The organism is Tenebrionibacter intestinalis (assembly GCF_016632365.1).
Classification (GTDB): domain Bacteria; phylum Pseudomonadota; class Gammaproteobacteria; order Enterobacterales; family Enterobacteriaceae; genus Tenebrionibacter; species Tenebrionibacter intestinalis.
Window position 1 is genome coordinate 1 of the sequence record NZ_JAEPBH010000007.1, and the last position, 16,762, is coordinate 16,762.

Genomic DNA, 16,762 nt, shown 5'->3' on the forward strand with positions numbered 1-16,762 from the left:
GGTTTATTAGCGCTGATTTATGGGGATCCCTCAGCGCGTCTGCGGCGTTTTTAGATTAATGACAAAGAGGGCACAATCCTGTTTTGCCCTCTTTGTGTTTATAGCAATGAATAAAATATTCGTTATGCGAATTAACTTTATTACAGGGTTGCCTGTTTCCACCGAACCGCGCCGGTCATAAGCTGGTTTAAATGGCTTTTAATTCGAAATTTAAATAATATTTCTTTGATTTATAATCATTTATTTTATTCCTTCCGATTCTGCGAATTTATTTACATATGCTCACAAAATATGTGCACTTCGTCATAATCTGCACATTAACTATGAATAACTGTTGATAATTCGCGCTGCAAAAAATAGTCTGATTCCGTTGGGGATGGTGTAAAAACGCTATTCACTCAGGGTATTAGACTGCATTCCTTAATCCAGCATCATGAAGTTTAAGGGACACAGCCTGGCCTGTGGGCATTTTTATTTTAAGCCTGCCGCCTTTTCTGGCGGGCAATGTTTGAATTACGTCAAAGAGGAATTTTCATATGCGTACGTTTAGTGGCAAACGTAATACGCTGGCGCTTGCTGTTGCGTCTGTAACCGCGCTTTCTGGATTTGTAGCAATGCCTGAAACAAAAGCCGCTGGTTTTATCGACGACGCCTCCCTTACCGGCGGTATTTATTACTGGCAGCGTGAGCGCGACCGTAAAGACCTTAACCCCACCAAAAATGAAGCGGCCCTGGATGGCGCAGACGTTACGGTACAAAACCCTGATTACAAAAAATATAAAACTAATCTGTCGCACGCGACCTGGAATGCCAGCCTGGATTTTCAGTCCGGCTATGCCGCCGATATGTTTGGCCTTGATATTGGCGTTTTCACTGCAATTGAAATGGCTGAGGCTTCCGCCAGCGCGCATCCGAATGAAATCGCCTTTTCTTCCAGCGACCGAACCTACGATGAAGACTGGTCGGGCGATAAGAGCGGCATAAGCCTCTATAAGGCTGCGGCGAAGTTCAAATATGGCCCGGTGTGGGCGCGCGCCGGGTATATCCAGCCGACAGGGCAGACGCTGCTCGCGCCTCACTGGAGTTTTATGCCGGGAACCTACCAGGGGGCGGAGATCGGTACGAATGTTGATTATGGCGACGCGGGGGCGCTGAGCGTCTCCTGGATGTGGGCTAATAAGTATAAAGCGCCGTGGCACACAAAAACCGATAAATTCTACCAGGCCGATCGGACTACCCGGGTGCGCTATCTGCACTCCATCGGCGCAAAGTACGATTTCAAAAACGATCTGGTGCTGGAAGCGGCGTTTGGGCAAGCGGAAGGCTTTATGGATCAATACTTTGGCAAAGCCCGCTACAAATTTGATCTAGCCGGGCGTCCGCTTACCAGTAGCTATCAGTTCTATGGCGCGCGTGACAGATTTAGCGAAGGCGACAACGACATTTATGACGGCGCCGCCTGGCTACAGGCGCTGACGTTGGGCTACAAAATTGGCCAGCTCGACCTGCGCCTGGAAGGAACCTGGGTCAGGGCAGAAGGCAATCAGGGCTTCTTTCTACAGCGTATGACGCCAACCTATGCTTCTTCCAACGGGCGGCTTGACGTGTGGTGGGATAACCGCTCTGATTTCAACGCCAACGGTGAAAAAGCCATATTCTTTGGCGCAATGTACGATCTCAGCAACTGGAACTTACCCGGCTGGGCGCTAGGCGCTTCCTGGGCTTACGGCTGGGATGCTAAGCCCAGTACCAACCCTGTCTTCGACCAAAGCCAGCGTTTGAAGGAATCCGCCTATAGCCTGGATGCGATGTACACCGTACAGGAAGGCCGCGCTAAAGGGACGCTCTTTAAACTGCACTTCACTGAATACGATAACCATAGCGATATCCCAAGCTGGAGCGGCGGCTATGGAAATATCTTCCAGGACGAGCGAGACGTGAAATTCATGGTTATCGCGCCATTTACTCTTTTCTGATTCTGACGCCGGGTTGAAGAAGCGCTGACTGCTTCGGCTGGCGAGAAAGGGAAACGATATGAAAAAAATATTGGTTATCGCGCTGGCGGTGCTGGGCCTGAGCGCCTGCAGCCGCTCACAGGCCCCCCGTGAAGATGTTCGTTTAAAGCAGGCCTGGGAAACCTGCATTCAGGCGGCGCAAGGAGCGCCGGAAAAATTAAAAGCCTGTGAAAGCATGCCGAAGGCGGCTGAAAAGGCAAAGCAGGATGCAGCAAATGAGCGGAAAGAGACCATTGCGCCTGCGCAATATCAGCAGTGTATTCAGGCCAGAAAAAGCGGCAACGATCGGGCTGCTGCAACAGTATGTGAAAAAATCTGGCAACAGAGCCACGCCACCAACCCTTAAATCAAAGGATCGAGCAGATGAAAAAGTTTAAAGCGAGCGTAACAGGCGGCGCGATCTCCGCGCTTTTATGGAGTGGCATGGCTTTGGCCGGGCAGGAGACGGTCGATAGCATCAGCAAACTGAAGCTTAACTATACCGTTAATGATAACCACGCGGCGCAGCACGGCGTGGACTGCGCTGCGCTGGGCGCCGACTGGGCTTCCTGCAATAAAGCAACCATAAAGCTGACCAACCCGGGTGAGGCTATAACCAGCAAGGACTGGACTATCTGGTTTCCCAGCATTCGTATGATCCTGAAAACGGACAGCGATCAGTTTAAGATTACCCACATAGTCGGTGATTTGCACAAGCTGGAACCGACGGACAAATTTACTGGCTTTCCGACGAACGGCACGGTTGATATTCCGATCGTTAACGAATACTGGCAAATTTTTATGTCCGATGCGATCCCGCGATGGTATGTAACTTCCGGTGAGGCCAAACCGAAAGTGATTGCCAGCACCGATACTGAGGATCTGGAGCAATTTGTTACGCCGATTGGCGAGCAGTGGAAACGCACGCCGGAAGACAACAATATTTTAATGACGGCCCGGACGCGTTTTGAGAAAAACAGCGATGTGAAGCGGCTTAACGCAAGCGCGCTGCGCGGGCAGATTTTACCGACGCCGAAGGCCGTTACGGTACATGCCCAGGATGTGGATCTGAGCAAAGGCGTGAAGCTGGAGCTGGCGTCGCTGGATAAAGCGACGATCAATGCTGTGCAGGCGCGCTTTGCCAGGCTGGGCGTGAAAACGGGCGCGGGCTACCCTGTGCGCAGCGAAGTGAAAACAGAGGCCTTTAGTGGTAATGATGCTGTTTCAGGCGCTTATACGCTCAGTATCGGTGAGCAAGGCGCGGTCATTACCGGCTATGATGCGGCGGGCGTGTTTTATGGTTTGCAGTCCATTATGTCGCTAATCCCTGCGGAGGGGGATAAAAAGATTGCCGCGCTGGATGTGAAAGATGCGCCGCGCTTTGCCTATCGCGGTATGTTTATCGACGTGGCGCGCAACCTCCATACCAAATCTGCAATCCTGCGCGCGATCGATCAGATAGCAGCGCTGAAAATGAATAAATTCCATTTCCATCTTTCCGACGACGAAGGCTGGCGTATTGAAATTCCGGGCTTGCCAGAACTGACGGAGGTGGGAGGTAAGCGCTGCCACGATCTTACGGAAAAAAGCTGCCTGCTGCCGCAGCTTGGCTCAGGCCCGGACGCTAATACGAATGGCAGCGGTTGGTTCACCCGCGCTGATTACATTGATATTGTGAAGTATGCCGCTGCACGGCACGTTCAGGTTATCCCTGAAATCGATATGCCTGCGCACGCGCGTGCGGCCGTTATCTCGATGGAAGCGCGCTACGATCGTTTAATGAAAGAAGGAAAAGAGAAAGAGGCGAATCAGTATCGCCTGCTTGATCCGACCGATACGTCTAACACGACCGGCGTGCAGTATTACGATCGTACCGGCTATTTGAACCCGTGCATGGGATCCTCGCGCAACTTTGTAGATAAGGTTATTGGCGAGATTCAAAGCATGCATAAAGAGGCCGGGCAGCCGCTGAAGACCTGGCACTTTGGCGGCGATGAAGCCAAAAATATTTATCTGGGAGCAGGTTATACCGATAAAAATAACCCGCAAGAGGGCAAAGGCCGTATCGATATCAGTAAACAGGACAAGCCGTGGGCAAAATCCCGGATTTGCCAGACGATGCTCAAAGAAGGCAAGGTAGCGGATCTGGAACACCTGCCGGGCTGGTTCGCGCTACAGGTCAGTAAAATTGTTAACGCTCATGGTATAGATAAAATGATGGCCTGGCAGGATGGCCTGAAAGGCGTGAAAGATGCCTCAGAATTTGCCACCAAACGCGTGGGCGTTAACTTCTGGGATACCCTCTACTGGGGCGGGGCGGATTCGGTGAACGACTGGGCGAATAAAGGCTATGAAGTTACCGTTTCCAATCCTGACTATCTCTATCTCGATTTCCCTCAGGAAGTGGATCCGCGTGAACCCGGCTTCTACTGGGGCACCCGCTTTAGCGATGAGCGCAAAATTTTTGCCTTTGCGCCGAACAATATGCCGCAGAATGCGGAAACGTCTGTCGATCGCGATGGTAACGCTTTCACGTCCGGTTCTGACAAAAACTGGCCGGGCGCTTATGGCATATCCGCACAGGTGTGGAGCGAAGTTGTGCGCACCGACGACCAGCTTGAATATCGCCTGTTTCCCCGCCTGTTTTCCGTTGCTGAGCGTGCGTGGCATCGCGCAGGCTGGGAGCTGGACTACAAAACCGGCCGTGAATTTAAGGGGGGCGAAACCCACTTTGTAGACAAGGCCGCGCTGGCGAATGACTGGGAGCGGTTTGCTAACCTGTTGGGGCAACGTGAACTGGCGAAAATCAACCCGGATATCGCCTGGCGACTGTCGGTGCCGGGCGCGCGTATTGTTTCCGGCACGCTGGAGGCAAACATTGCGCTGCCGGGTTTAGGTATCCAGTACTCCACCGATGGCGGTAAAACCTGGCAGCGTTACGACGATAGCGCCCGGCCGCAGGTTAGCGATGCGGTACTGATTCGCAGCGTCAGCCCGGACGGTAAGCGCTTTAGCCGTGTGACGCCGGTCAATTAAACGGCAGCGTAAACGTTTGATAAAAGGGCCTGGCGCCTTGTGCCAGGCCGCATGATCCACTAATAATTTTAAAATCAATGCGTTAATTTTGTACTGTTAGCCGCAAAAAGGTTACTTCCCCCGCTTGACACCTCTATTATGCTCAGGCCCGGCGCTCGCGTCGGGTTTTTTATGATTAAGAATATGCCAAAGCGCCGCGTAGTGACGAAAAATGAAAGAGTCTCTACGCTTTAGTCACTGCCTGCATTTTCTATCGTTAGCGTTGAGTTGAGTGGAAGCCGCTAAACGCCATACGGTGATATGTTCTGGTGAAGATGTACCTGTCTAACGATAACCGATCGGAAGGGGAACGCATGCTCTGGCTTGAACAAGGACTCTACGTAAAAATTGTGCAGCTTGAAGAAGGACCGAGGCCGCTGCCGCTGCGAAGCGGTTTTTCTACAGGCAATGCTTACCGCGTACTGGGATGTTTTAACCCATCAGAATCGGCAGACGCCTACTATATTTTGTCAAACGATCGCGATGAAATCTGGTTTATCTGCAACCGCCACGTGCGTACCGTTTGCCTGAATGCCGGCAATATTGAATTTCGTTATGTGATGACCGAACATCAGGAAAGTATGAATTCATAACGCCGAATGCTTTATTGCAGTACGCTTAAGGTTCGCCTCAGATATCTTTTTGAATACGCCACGCTTGCAGGATGTAAAAAACCGAAGCAGCGATACTTCGGTTTTTACGTTACGGTTAAGCGTCGCTGTCGTGGGCGCTGTCGTCTTCGCGGCAATCGCCTTCAGCACAGTGACCGTAAAGATACAGACTGTGGTTGGTAAGACGAATATTGTGGCGCTGAGCGATTTCACGCTGGCGTGCCTCGATAGAATCATCGCTAAATTCAATGACTTTACCGCAGTCAAGGCAAATCAGATGGTCATGATGATGCTGCTGGGTCAGTTCAAAAACGGATTTGCCGCCTTCGAAGTTGTGGCGTGTAACAATACCGGCGTCGTCAAACTGGTTAAGCACGCGGTAAACCGTTGCCAGACCAATTTCCTCGCCCATATCGATCAGCCGCTTATACAGATCTTCCGCACTGACATGGTGGTTATCAGGCTCCTGTAGCACTTCCAGGATCTTTAACCGGGGAAGCGTGACTTTCAGGCCGGCCTTTTTTAATGCGGTATTATTGTCAGTCATGCGGATTTTGTCCTGTAGCTTAATTAATCCCCGAGGGGGAGCACTGCATAGCATTATTCGAAATTATAAATGTGTTTCATTATAGAACCGGCGGTGCCAAATAGAAACTGTGTAAAAAGCGCTAAGGCGCTATCAAAGTGTTTCGTTGGAGAGACTAAAAAGCCCATTTCCCCGTGAAATATTGCGGATAGTGTACAGTTAAACAGTGCGTAAGTTAAATCTTTGTAACAATCATAGTTATCGGCATTATCTATTAACGCGGCGCGTATTGAAAGCGCCGCGCGTTGAAATAGTCTCAGGCGTTAATGATGTCGTTCAGACGCAATTCTTCTGAAACCTGCTTCACCCATTTTTCTACGCGCTCGCCGGTGAGTTCCGGTTGGCGATCTTCGTCAATGGCCAGCCCCAGGAAATGGGTGTCGTCTGCAAGCCCCTTTGAGGCTTCGAAGTGATAGCCTTCCGTCGGCCAGTGGCCTACAATGGTGGCGCCTTTCGGTTCGATAATATCGCGCAGAGTTCCCAGCGCATCGCAGAAGTATTCCGCGTAATCCTCCTGGTCGCCGCAGCCAAACAAGGCCACCAGTTTGCCGTTAAAATCGATGTCTTCCAGCGTTGGGAAGAAATCATCCCAGTCGCACTGCGCTTCACCATAGTACCAGGTAGGGATACCCAACATCAGAATGTCGAATCCTTCGAGGTCTTCTTTACTGCTTTTAGCAATGTCATGTACCTCGGCAACATCTTTACCAAGCTGTTTCTGAATCATTTTTGCGATATTTTCGGTGTTGCCGGTGTCGCTGCCGAAGAAAATGCCTACGATTGCCATGAGTACAATAACCTCTTGATACTTAACAGGATGGTGGCCACATAAAGCCCACAGATACGCCAATCATAGCAGATGCTCGCGCGCGGCGGAAACCGCTATTGCCGCAGGGTGCACAGTATGCAACATATTCGGGATAAATAAAGCAGGCGTCAGCGCGGCTTATGCTGTAACTGTTGCAACAGCATTTCTTCGATAAGCTCGCTGCGGCTCATGTCGCGCGCCTTCGCCAGCGCATTTAGCGCGTCCACGGCGTCGGCGTTGAGTTTAAGCTCCACGCGCTTAAGGCCGCGTACTTTATCGCGCTTAAGCTGGTTACGCTTATTGATGCGCAACTGCTCATCGCGGGAAAGCGGATTGGTTTTAGGGCGACCTGGCCGCCGTTCATCGGCGAACAGATCGAGCGTCGTTCGGTCCGTTTGTTCTTTGGCCATGATTAAAATGACAGGATACAGGCTCGTGTCGCGGGTTCTGAAGCATTAACAGCGCGCCATCATACATGAGTGAAACCGGGCGCGCCAACGTGTTCACGACCGGGGGAAACCGGTCGATGGGTTTTTAAACAGGCGCGACATCATTTAGAAAGCGGTGTATCGCGCGCAATACGGCCTGCGGTTTTTCGGCATGCGCCCAGTGACCGGCGCCGGCGATAACGTATGCGCGCGACCGGGGAAACTGTTTTAGCAGCGTGTCGCGGCAGGAATCCTGAATATAAGGCGACTCGCCGCCGCGGATAAACAGCGCCGGACGATCCCACGCGGGAACCGGCTCCCAGCCGAGAATATCGTCGTAGTTATTCCATAGCGCCGGGACATTGAAGCGCCAGCCGCCCTGAGAAAAAGATTTTAGCAGAAACTGAATCACCCCCTCCTCTGCGAGATGCTTACGCATGATTTCCGCGGCATCCTGACGTGTGGTCACGCCCGCGTTACTGACAGCGCGAATCGCGGCAAAAATTTTATCATGGCGGCGTACCGGATAGGCGACGGGGGCAATATCGATAACCACCAGCTTGTCGAGACGTTCCGGCGCCAGCGCGCTTAGCGCCATAGCGACCTTTCCCCCCATTGAATGTCCGATCGGCGTAACCTGTTTTATTCCGTATTCGTCAAGCGTTTCCAGCACGTCCCGGGCCATTGCCGCATAGGTCATTTCATCGCTGCGCGGCGACAGGCCGTGGTTACGCAAATCAAGCTGTAGCACATCGTGAGAATATGCCAGATCGCGGGCCAGTACGCCGAGATTGTCGAGGCTGCCGAACAGCCCGTGAATCAGCACGACAGGAGACGATGACGCGGCGTTTTGCGCAGTTTGCAGGCGAGCGTTAAGAATCATAGCAAAGTTCTTTTTTTGAGTGGGTCAGGTTAGGGTATCATGTTTTGCATTCTGCCAGGCGGCGCCAGGTATACGGCGAAAGTCCGACTTTTGCCGCTACGCCGGTTTGACGCTATCCGCTGTTGGGATTAGACCTTATAATCACAACGACTTGTATTCAGAAGATATTACTGCACTGGATTAAGATGAAAACGATTGAAGTTGATGACGAGCTGTATCGCTATATTGCCAGTCATACCCTGCATATTGGCGAAAGCGCGTCCGACATTTTACGACGTATGCTTAAATTCTCCGCCAGCCAGCCTGTCGAGACTTCCTCTCCCATTAAAGCGATGTTGCCTGTTGTGAACGCGCCGGTTGTCGTGGCGGAAAAACCGGCGATGCGAACCGCCCGTGAGCGCGTGCGCGCCGTGCGAGAACTGCTCCTTTCTGATGAATATGCCGAGCAAAAGAAGGCGGTAAATCGTTTTCTGCTGATACTTTCCACGCTCTATGCCCTGGACGGCGATGCATTTGCTCAGGCGACGGAATCGTTGCATGGCCGTACCCGCACCTATTTCGCCAGTGACGAGCGCACGCTGTTGCACAGCGGCAATCAGACCAAACCAAAACAGGTGCCAGGTACCCCTTATTGGGTAATTACCAATACCAATACGGACCGCAAACGCAGCATGATTGAACACATCATGCAGTCAATGCAGTTCCCGGCGGAGCTGACTGAGAAGGTTTGCGGCACAGTTTAACTTTGCGTCAAAAGGACCAGGCCAATGGCTAACCACAAGCGTGCGGGACAGCCTGCACAACAAAGCGATTTGATAAACGTTGCACAGCTCACCGCGCAGTATTATGTGTTGCGCCCGCAGGCGGACAATCCGGAGCATGCGGTAAAGTTCGGCACGTCCGGGCACCGCGGCAGCGCGGCGCGTCACAGCTTCAATGAGCCGCATATTCTGGCTATCGCTCAGGCTGTGGCGGAAACTCGCGCGGCAAACGGCATCACCGGCCCCTGCTTTGTGGGCAAAGATACCCACGCGCTGTCTGAGCCGGCGTTTATCTCAGTACTGGAAGTGCTGAGCGCTAACGGTGTGGACGTCATTGTTCAACAGGATAACGGCTATACGCCAACGCCTGCGATCTCTAACGCAATTCTTGAACATAACAAACAGCCCGGCGCGCAGGCGGACGGCATCGTTATTACGCCTTCTCATAACCCCCCGGATGACGGCGGCATTAAATATAATCCGCCTAACGGCGGCCCTGCGGATACCAACGTTACAAAGGTGATTGAAGACCGCGCCAACGCGCTGCTCGCAGATGGCCTGCAGGGTGTGAAACGTCTGGCGCTCGACCAGGCCTGGGCGGGCGGGCGGATTCAGGAAAAGGATCTGGTGCAGCCGTATGTTGAAGGGCTGGCGAGCATCGTAGATATGGCGGCTATTCGCAAAGCGGGTCTTAAGCTTGGCGTCGATCCGCTCGGTGGTTCCGGTATTAAATACTGGAAGCGCATTGCTGAGTTCTACGCGCTTGATTTGACCATTGTTAACGACCATGTGGATCAAACCTTCCGCTTTATGCACCTTGATAAAGACGGCGCGATCCGCATGGATTGTTCCTCGGAGTGCGCAATGGCCGGGCTGCTGGCGTTGCGCGATAAGTTCGATCTGGCCTTCGCCAACGATCCGGATTATGACCGCCACGGTATCGTTACACCGGCCGGGCTAATGAACCCGAACCACTATCTGGCGGTGGCCATCAATTATCTGTTCCGGCATCGTCCGCAGTGGAAGCAGGATGTGGCAGTGGGAAAAACGCTGGTTTCATCAGCGATGATCGACCGCGTGGTTAACGATCTGGGCCGCAGGCTGGTAGAAGTGCCGGTAGGCTTCAAATGGTTCGTTGATGGCCTGTACGACGGCAGTTTCGGCTTTGGCGGCGAAGAAAGCGCGGGGGCTTCTTTCCTGCGCTTTGACGGCACGCCGTGGTCTACAGATAAAGACGGCATTATTATGTGCTTGCTGGCAGCGGAGATCACCGCCGTTACCGGCAAGAATCCCCAACAGCACTATGACGAACTGGCCGCGCGCTTCGGCGCGCCGAGCTATAACCGTTTGCAGGCAGGAGCGACTTGCGCGCAAAAGGCGGCGCTGTCTAAGCTGTCGCCGGATAGGGTGAGCGCCAGCATGCTGGCAGGCGATCCGATCACTGCGCGCCTGACCGCAGCGCCCGGCAATGGCGCATCTATTGGCGGTTTGAAGGTCATGACGGAAAATGGTTGGTTTGCCGCTCGCCCATCCGGCACGGAAGATGCCTACAAAATCTATTGTGAAAGCTTCCTTGGCGAAGAGCACCGCCTGCTGATTGAAAAAGAAGCGGTGGATATCGTCAACGAAGTGCTGAAAAACGCAAAATAAAGCTGTCCGGTTAAATCAATTCCGGCGTGCGCTAACGGCCCGGCCGACATTTTTAGAGCAGTCTGTTTTTGAAAATGCGTCCGGGTGCTTTTTAAGGCGCGGTGAATATTTTCCGGCACATGGCCGGATAAGCAACGATATGGCAAAGAGCATTATGTCCCGCTTTGTGCAGCCGGGGCGTTTATCCACGACCTCAGTCTGACGTCAGGCGCTTCCTTAGCCCGCTTGCTTACCTGTTTTGTCAACTGGCTGAACGATTGCCGTTTCCCCGCTATTGCCCGGCCAGCAGACCGGGAAAAGCGGCGATAATAGCGGGTTTTCTGCGCCCGGCGCTGTTACGGCTTAACGTTACGTCCGGGTATCCCCTTCCTTGCTACGCCATGCAGACTTTCTCCTCCATAAAAGCGTAAAAGCGCCGGCGTTCGGTACGATGAGGAAATAAGCGTCGCTAAGGCCATTAATTAACTAATGATTAGTAATATATTAACTAAGTGGTAACTTATTTACGGATTTAGTATGAAAAATTAAAAAAGAAGGCTTTTTCTGGTCGGATGAGTAGTAAAATTTCAGTCAGAGCAGTATGATTCTTACATCAATATGATGACTTCTTAGCCAGGAGGAAAACGATGTCTATGTATAAACGCTATCCTGCGCATCAGGTTTTCCTGCGTCGCGCTTTTGTTATCGTCGCAGGTGTTATTGCGCTACCGGTAATGCTGCTCTGGAAAGACCGTGCTCGCTTTTATAGTTATCTGCATCGCGTGTGGACGAAAACCAGTGATAAACCGGTGTGGATGGACCAGGCTGAACAAGCTGCCGGGGATTTTTACTGACCACTGTCGTCCTCTGTGGGAGGCGTCAGGCCGGCGACAAACTTCAGGTTGAACGACACTGGCCCGAAAGGCCTGCAGTAGAAATTCGTTAAGACAACACGTTGATTTTCGGCTGTTAAACATTAAAGAGGGCAAAACCGCGGTTTTGCCCTCTTTGCTACTATTCTGGCGCTTCCTGCGGGCGTAATGCCGGGTCCGTTAAGGCTGTTTTTGAATAACCGTCCTGTTAATGCAAAAAATCATGCCATATTGAGGCCCGTAATTACCCGGCCTCGTTACTTTTTATTTGGTCAGCATGCCTCCTGCGGGGGCGTTCTTCATTTATTCAATCTTTCCCGGTCGGCGCCTGGCTACACTTTTACTGTTTAGCGAAAAGGAGCGAGCATGGCCGAGAAAATTCCCGTTGGTATCAGCGCCTGTTTGCTGGGCGAAGACGTGCGCTTTGATGGTGGGCACAAGAGGCTGGCATTTGCCGTACAGTCGCTTTCCCCCTGGGTGGAATTTGAACCGGTTTGCCCGGAGGTCGCCATTGGTCTGCCGGTGCCGCGCCCGGCGCTGCGGCTGGTAAACACGCCACACGGTGATATTGCGCTGCGTTTTAGCGACGGCCGTGAGGGCGAGTTGACCGAACAGATGCAGCGCTATGCGCGCGCACGCGTCGAACGGTTTGACCACCTGTGCGGTTATATTGTTTGTGCAAAGTCGCCTACCTGCGGTATGGAGCGCGTGCGCGTTTACGAACCTGAAAGTAAAAATAACCGCAAAACAGGCCGCGGCCTTTACACTGCAGAACTCATGACGCGTTTTCCCTGGATGCCGGTGGAGGAGGACGGGCGGTTGCACGACCCGGAACTGCGGGAAAATTTTATGGAGCGTATTTGCGCGTTGCAGGAACTGAACCAGCTGCGGCGTGATGGCCTGACCCGTGCCGGATTGATTGCTTTTCACAGCCGATACAAACTGTTGTTGATGGCTCACTCTCAACCCAAATACCGTGAACTGGGGCCATTTGTTGCACAATTGCATCAGTGGCCAGATCCGCAAGCTTACTTTTTGGCCTATCGCCAGCGGCTGATGGATATCCTTTCTTATCTCCCCGACCGCCGTAATCATACTAATGTGCTCATGCATATCCAGGGCTATTTTCGCAAGCAGCTTAACGCGCGTCAGCGCAAGGAACTGGCGCAGCTTATTGAACGTTATCGCCAGGGGACTCAGCCGCTGTTAGCCCCGATGACGTTACTCAAGCACTACCTGGCGGAATATCCCGATGCTTATCTTGCCCGGCAGCGCTATTTCGATCCCTGCCCTGAAGCGCTGCGCCTGCGTTATGGTCAGTAATCAGGAACATTATGCCCATTCATCTGGTCTGGTTTCGTAACGATTTGCGTATTCATGATAACCTGGCGCTCGCCGCAGCCTGCCGTAATAGTAAGGCGCGTGTGCTGGCGTTGTTTATCGCCACGCCCGGGCAGTGGCGTTTGCACAATATGGCGCCGCGCCAGGCCTGGTTTATCCAGCAGCACGTTGATATGCTGCAGGCGTCGCTGGCGGCAAAGGGGATCCCGCTGCGCGTGTTGGCTGCGCACGATTTCGCCGCCTGTGCAGGCGTGATTAAAACATACTGCGCTGATAATGATGTCGATGCGCTTTTTTACAATTATCAGTATGAACTTAACGAGCGGCGGCGCGATGCGGCGGTGGAAAAGGCGCTGGGCGATAAGGTGCTCTGTCAGGGGTTTGACGATAGCGTACTGCTCGCTCCCGGCAGTATTACGACCGGCAACCACGCGATGTATAAAGTATTTACGCCGTTTAGTAAGGCTTTTTTGCATCGCTTGCGGGAAGAGACGCCGATGCGTCTGCCTGCTCCGCAGGCGCGGGAAAGCGGAGCAGTAAAGGCGCCTGCGCATTGCAGGTTTGACTATCCGCAGCAGGAAGTGGATGCGCAATTATTCCCGGTTGGTGAAATGGCGGCGCTTTATCGGCTGCGCCAGTTTTGCCGACATGCGGCAAAAGATTATCTGGCGCAGCGCGATTTCCCGGCGTTAAATGGCACCAGCCTGCTTTCTGCGTATCTTACCGTCGGCGTGCTGTCGCCGCGGCAGTGTCTGCATGGCCTGCTGGCGGAGCATCCCGGCGCGCTTGAAGGCGATAGCGGCGCTGTCTGGCTTAATCAATTGATATGGCGGGAATTCTACCGCCATCTGTTAACATACAACCCGGCGTTGTGTTGCCACCGTTCCTTCATTGACTGGACGGAAAAAGTAAAATGGCGGAATAACGCAAAAGCGCTGCGGGCATGGCAGGAGGGCTATACCGGCTATCCGATTATTGATGCGGCTATGCGGCAGTTGAATGCGACAGGCTGGATGCACAATCGCCTGCGTATGGTGGCGGCGAGTTTCCTGGTTAAGGATTTGCTTATCGACTGGCGCGAAGGAGAACGTTATTTTATCTCCCGGCTTGTGGATGGCGATTTAGCCGCTAACAATGGCGGTTGGCAGTGGTCGGCCTCAACCGGAACCGATGCCTCCCCCTGGTTTCGCATCTTTAACCCGACTACGCAGGGCCTGCGATTTGACGCACAAGGCGATTTTATCCGCTACTGGGTGCCAGAGCTTAATGTTGTGCCGGGTAAAGCGGTTCATGAACCGTGGCGCTGGGCGGAAAAAAACGGTTATCGCCTCGATTATCCCCGACCGATAGTGGAGCATAAACAGGCGCGCGCTGCGGCGCTGGCGGCCTATCAGGCCGCCCGTAAAAATAAGGAAAAAGCAGTATGAAAAATGTTGAACTGGAAACGTTGATCAATGAAAAACTGAACAGCGCAGCCTTCAGCGATTATGTCCCGAACGGTCTTCAGGTTGAAGGGCGGGAGAATATACAAAATGTGGTGGTCGGCGTGACGGCCAGCCAGGCGCTGGTGGATGAAGCGGTACGTCAGCAGGCGGACGCCATTATCGTGCATCATGGTTACTTCTGGAAAAATGAATCGCCAGTGATTTGTGGTATGAAACGCCGCCGCCTGAAGGCGCTGCTGGCGAATGATATCAATCTTTACGGATGGCACCTGCCGCTGGATGCGCACCCGGAGCTTGGCAACAATGCGCAACTGGCGAACCTGCTGGGTATCGAGGTGAAAGGGGAAATTGAGCCGCTGGTGCTCTGGGGCGAGATGCGTTTGCCCGTGCCGGGCCTTGAGCTGGCTTCCTGGCTGGAGGCGCGCCTGGGCCGCAAGCCACTTTGGTGCGGCGATGCCGGGCCGGATGTGATAAAGCGCGTGGCCTGGTGTAGCGGCGGCGGGCAGGGTTTTATTGACGCCGCCGCGCGTTTTGGCGTGGATGCCTTTATTACCGGCGAAGTTTCTGAGCAGACCATCCATTCAGCGCGTGAACAGGGGCTGCATTTCTATGCCGCCGGACATCATGCGACCGAGCGCGGCGGCATTCGCGCGCTGGGAGAGTGGCTGGATGCCGCTACGGAGCTAAACGTGACGTTTGTCGATATTCCTAATCCTGCTTGACTGTGAGGTAGATGTGCAACGAGCGCGCTGTTATTTGCTGGGAGAAGGGGCGGTGGTGCTGGAACTGGAGCCGCCGGTTACTCTGCAAAGCCAGAAGCGAATTTGGGGGCTGGTGCGCCGGCTGGCGGATATGCCTTCGGTTATGGAGGCGATTCCGGGAATGAATAACCTGACTGTGATCCTGCGGGATCCTGACGCCGACGCGCTGGGTGCGATTGAGCGTCTGCAGCGCTGGTGGGAGGAGAGCGACGCTATTGAGCTAACCTCGCGGCGGGTGGATATTCCGGTCATTTACGGTAAAACGGCGGGGCCGGACCTGGCATTGGTGGCGCAGCGCGTTGGGTTGAGCGAGCGCCAGGTCGTGGAATGCCATAGCAGTGTGGATTATGTTGTCTGGCTGTTGGGGTTTCAGCCGGGATTTCCTTATCTCGGCGGGCTGCCTGACAGACTGGCGGTGGCGCGACGCGATGTGCCGCGCCTGGCGGTACCGGCGGGTTCTGTCGGCATTGGTGGTAGTCAGACCGGTATCTATCCGCTGGAAACGCCGGGGGGCTGGCAGTTGATTGGCCGCACGTCGCTGCGCTTGTTCGACCCATGTCGGGAAACGCCGACGCTGCTTAGCCCTGGCGATACCGTGCGCTTTATTCCGCAAAAGGAGGGGGTATGTTGAAGATGCTTCGCGCTGGAATACTGACCACGGTACAGGATCGGGGGCGCGCCGGCTACCGGATGGGCGGCGTAAGCCGTAGCGGGGCGCTGGATATGCCGTCACTGATTGTTGCCAATGTGCTGGTGGGCAATGATCCGGGCGCAGCCGCGCTGGAAATCACGCTGGGAAACTGTCTGATTGAATTTACCCGCGACGGATGGTTCGCCCTGACGGGGGCCGACTGTGCGGCGCAACTGGATGATAAGCCTGTCTGGACTGGCTGGCGGCAACCGGCAAAAGCCGGGCAGCGCCTGCGCTTAACGATGCCGCAGCGCGGGATGCGCAGCTATCTGGCAGTCGCAGGCGGTCTGGATGTCCCTGAGATAATGGGATCGCGTAGCACCGATTTGAAAGGCGCTTTTGGTGGGGTTGAGGGGCGGGAGCTACGCGACGGCGATGAGCTTGCCGCGCTGCCCGGGCGAACCTTTAGTGAAGCGCGCGGCGTCAGACAGTTATTGCGGGGTAACCGCATTCGCGCGCTGCCGGGGCCGGAATATTGTGAATTTAGCCGCGAAGCGAAAGAAAATTTCTGGCGTTTGCCGTGGCAGATTAGCCCGCAGAGCAATCGCATGGGCTACCGCCTGCAGGGCCAGACGCTGGAGCGCGAAGCGCTACGCGAGCTGACTTCGCACGGGTTGCTGCCTGGCGTTGTACAGGTGCCGCATAGCGGACAGCCAATTGTTCTGATGAACGATGCGCAGACGACCGGCGGCTATCCGCGAATTGCCTGCATTATCGAAGCCGATCTGCATCACCTTGCACAGGTCCGTCTGGGCGAGCCGATTCATTTTGTGCAGTGCTCGCTGGAAGAAGCGCTAAAGGCGCGGCGCGAGCAGCGGGTTTATTTTGAACAACTGACCTGGCAGCTTAACGGCGAGTCGGGCGCCTGATTTTACGA

General features: G+C 53.9%; 16 protein-coding genes. 12 read left to right on the top strand and 4 right to left on the bottom strand.

Features of this window, described 5'->3' with window-relative positions; all coding sequences use genetic code 11:
• Positions 1 to 536 precede the first annotated feature (536 nt).
• From chiP to JJB97_RS03785, 4 genes are all read left to right on the top strand, one after another.
• Positions 537 to 1,976, top strand: coding sequence for a chitoporin ChiP (gene chiP, locus JJB97_RS03770; protein WP_238712471.1), 1,440 nt, complete (start codon positions 537 to 539; stop codon positions 1,974 to 1,976).
• 58 nt (positions 1,977 to 2,034) lie between these two features.
• Positions 2,035 to 2,361, top strand: coding sequence for a ChiQ/YbfN family lipoprotein (chiQ, locus tag JJB97_RS03775; RefSeq protein WP_238712473.1), 327 nt, complete (start codon positions 2,035 to 2,037; stop codon positions 2,359 to 2,361).
• Between the two features lie 17 nt (positions 2,362 to 2,378).
• Positions 2,379 to 5,030 carry a beta-N-acetylhexosaminidase gene (locus JJB97_RS03780; protein WP_238712475.1) on the top strand — a complete coding sequence of 884 codons (2,652 nt, stop codon included), beginning with the start codon at positions 2,379 to 2,381 and terminating at the stop codon, positions 5,028 to 5,030.
• Between the two features lie 353 nt (positions 5,031 to 5,383).
• The gene (locus JJB97_RS03785) at positions 5,384 to 5,662 is read left to right on the top strand and encodes a hypothetical protein (protein ID WP_238712624.1); all 279 of its coding nucleotides are present in this window, start codon (positions 5,384 to 5,386) and stop codon (positions 5,660 to 5,662) included.
• Between the two features lie 115 nt (positions 5,663 to 5,777).
• Here the strand turns inward: JJB97_RS03785 and fur are convergent, their stop codons facing one another.
• The 4 genes from fur to ybfF all read right to left on the bottom strand — a co-directional run bounded on the left by fur (position 5,778) and on the right by ybfF (position 8,385).
• Positions 5,778 to 6,227, bottom strand: coding sequence for a ferric iron uptake transcriptional regulator (fur, locus tag JJB97_RS03790; RefSeq protein ID WP_238712476.1), 450 nt, complete (start codon positions 6,225 to 6,227; stop codon positions 5,778 to 5,780).
• Between the two features lie 295 nt (positions 6,228 to 6,522).
• Positions 6,523 to 7,053, bottom strand: coding sequence for a flavodoxin FldA (gene fldA, locus JJB97_RS03795; protein ID WP_238712478.1), 531 nt, complete (start codon positions 7,051 to 7,053; stop codon positions 6,523 to 6,525).
• Between the two features lie 149 nt (positions 7,054 to 7,202).
• Positions 7,203 to 7,484: a LexA regulated protein gene (ybfE, locus tag JJB97_RS03800; protein WP_238712480.1), complete on the bottom strand. Its 282-nt coding sequence runs from the start codon at positions 7,482 to 7,484 to the stop codon at positions 7,203 to 7,205.
• 124 nt (positions 7,485 to 7,608) lie between these two features.
• Positions 7,609 to 8,385 carry an esterase gene (ybfF, locus tag JJB97_RS03805; RefSeq protein WP_238712482.1) on the bottom strand — a complete coding sequence of 259 codons (777 nt, stop codon included), beginning with the start codon at positions 8,383 to 8,385 and terminating at the stop codon, positions 7,609 to 7,611.
• 185 nt (positions 8,386 to 8,570) lie between these two features.
• On the opposite strand from ybfF, the gene seqA reads away from it, so the two are divergent.
• From seqA to pxpC, 8 genes are all read left to right on the top strand, one after another.
• Positions 8,571 to 9,128, top strand: a complete 558-nt coding sequence (gene seqA, locus JJB97_RS03810) for a replication initiation negative regulator SeqA (RefSeq protein ID WP_238712484.1) — start codon at positions 8,571 to 8,573, stop codon at positions 9,126 to 9,128.
• Between the two features lie 24 nt (positions 9,129 to 9,152).
• Positions 9,153 to 10,796, top strand: coding sequence for a phosphoglucomutase (alpha-D-glucose-1,6-bisphosphate-dependent) (gene pgm / locus JJB97_RS03815; RefSeq protein ID WP_238712486.1), 1,644 nt, complete (start codon positions 9,153 to 9,155; stop codon positions 10,794 to 10,796).
• A 626-nt stretch (positions 10,797 to 11,422) separates the two neighbouring features.
• Positions 11,423 to 11,629, top strand: a complete 207-nt coding sequence (locus tag JJB97_RS03820) for a YbfA family protein (protein WP_238712488.1) — start codon at positions 11,423 to 11,425, stop codon at positions 11,627 to 11,629.
• 384 nt (positions 11,630 to 12,013) lie between these two features.
• The gene (locus tag JJB97_RS03825; protein ID WP_238712490.1) at positions 12,014 to 12,970 is read left to right on the top strand and encodes a YbgA family protein; all 957 of its coding nucleotides are present in this window, start codon (positions 12,014 to 12,016) and stop codon (positions 12,968 to 12,970) included.
• Positions 12,971 to 12,981: 11 nt separating this feature from the next.
• Positions 12,982 to 14,415 (top strand): deoxyribodipyrimidine photo-lyase, encoded by a 1,434-nt coding sequence (gene phrB / locus JJB97_RS03830; protein WP_238712491.1) that lies wholly within the window; start codon positions 12,982 to 12,984, stop codon positions 14,413 to 14,415.
• A complete protein-coding gene (locus JJB97_RS03835; RefSeq protein WP_238712493.1) occupies positions 14,412 to 15,155 on the top strand; it encodes a type 2 GTP cyclohydrolase I in 744 nt (247 codons plus the stop codon). The genes phrB and JJB97_RS03835 overlap by 4 nt, the downstream gene beginning before the upstream one ends.
• Before the next feature lie 13 nt (positions 15,156 to 15,168).
• Positions 15,169 to 15,825: a 5-oxoprolinase subunit PxpB gene (gene pxpB, locus JJB97_RS03840; protein WP_238712627.1), complete on the top strand. Its 657-nt coding sequence runs from the start codon at positions 15,169 to 15,171 to the stop codon at positions 15,823 to 15,825.
• Positions 15,819 to 16,754 carry a 5-oxoprolinase subunit PxpC gene (gene pxpC / locus JJB97_RS03845; RefSeq protein WP_238712495.1) on the top strand — a complete coding sequence of 312 codons (936 nt, stop codon included), beginning with the start codon at positions 15,819 to 15,821 and terminating at the stop codon, positions 16,752 to 16,754. Before pxpB ends, pxpC begins: the two co-directional genes overlap by 7 nt.
• The last annotated feature ends 8 nt before the right edge of the window (positions 16,755 to 16,762 follow it).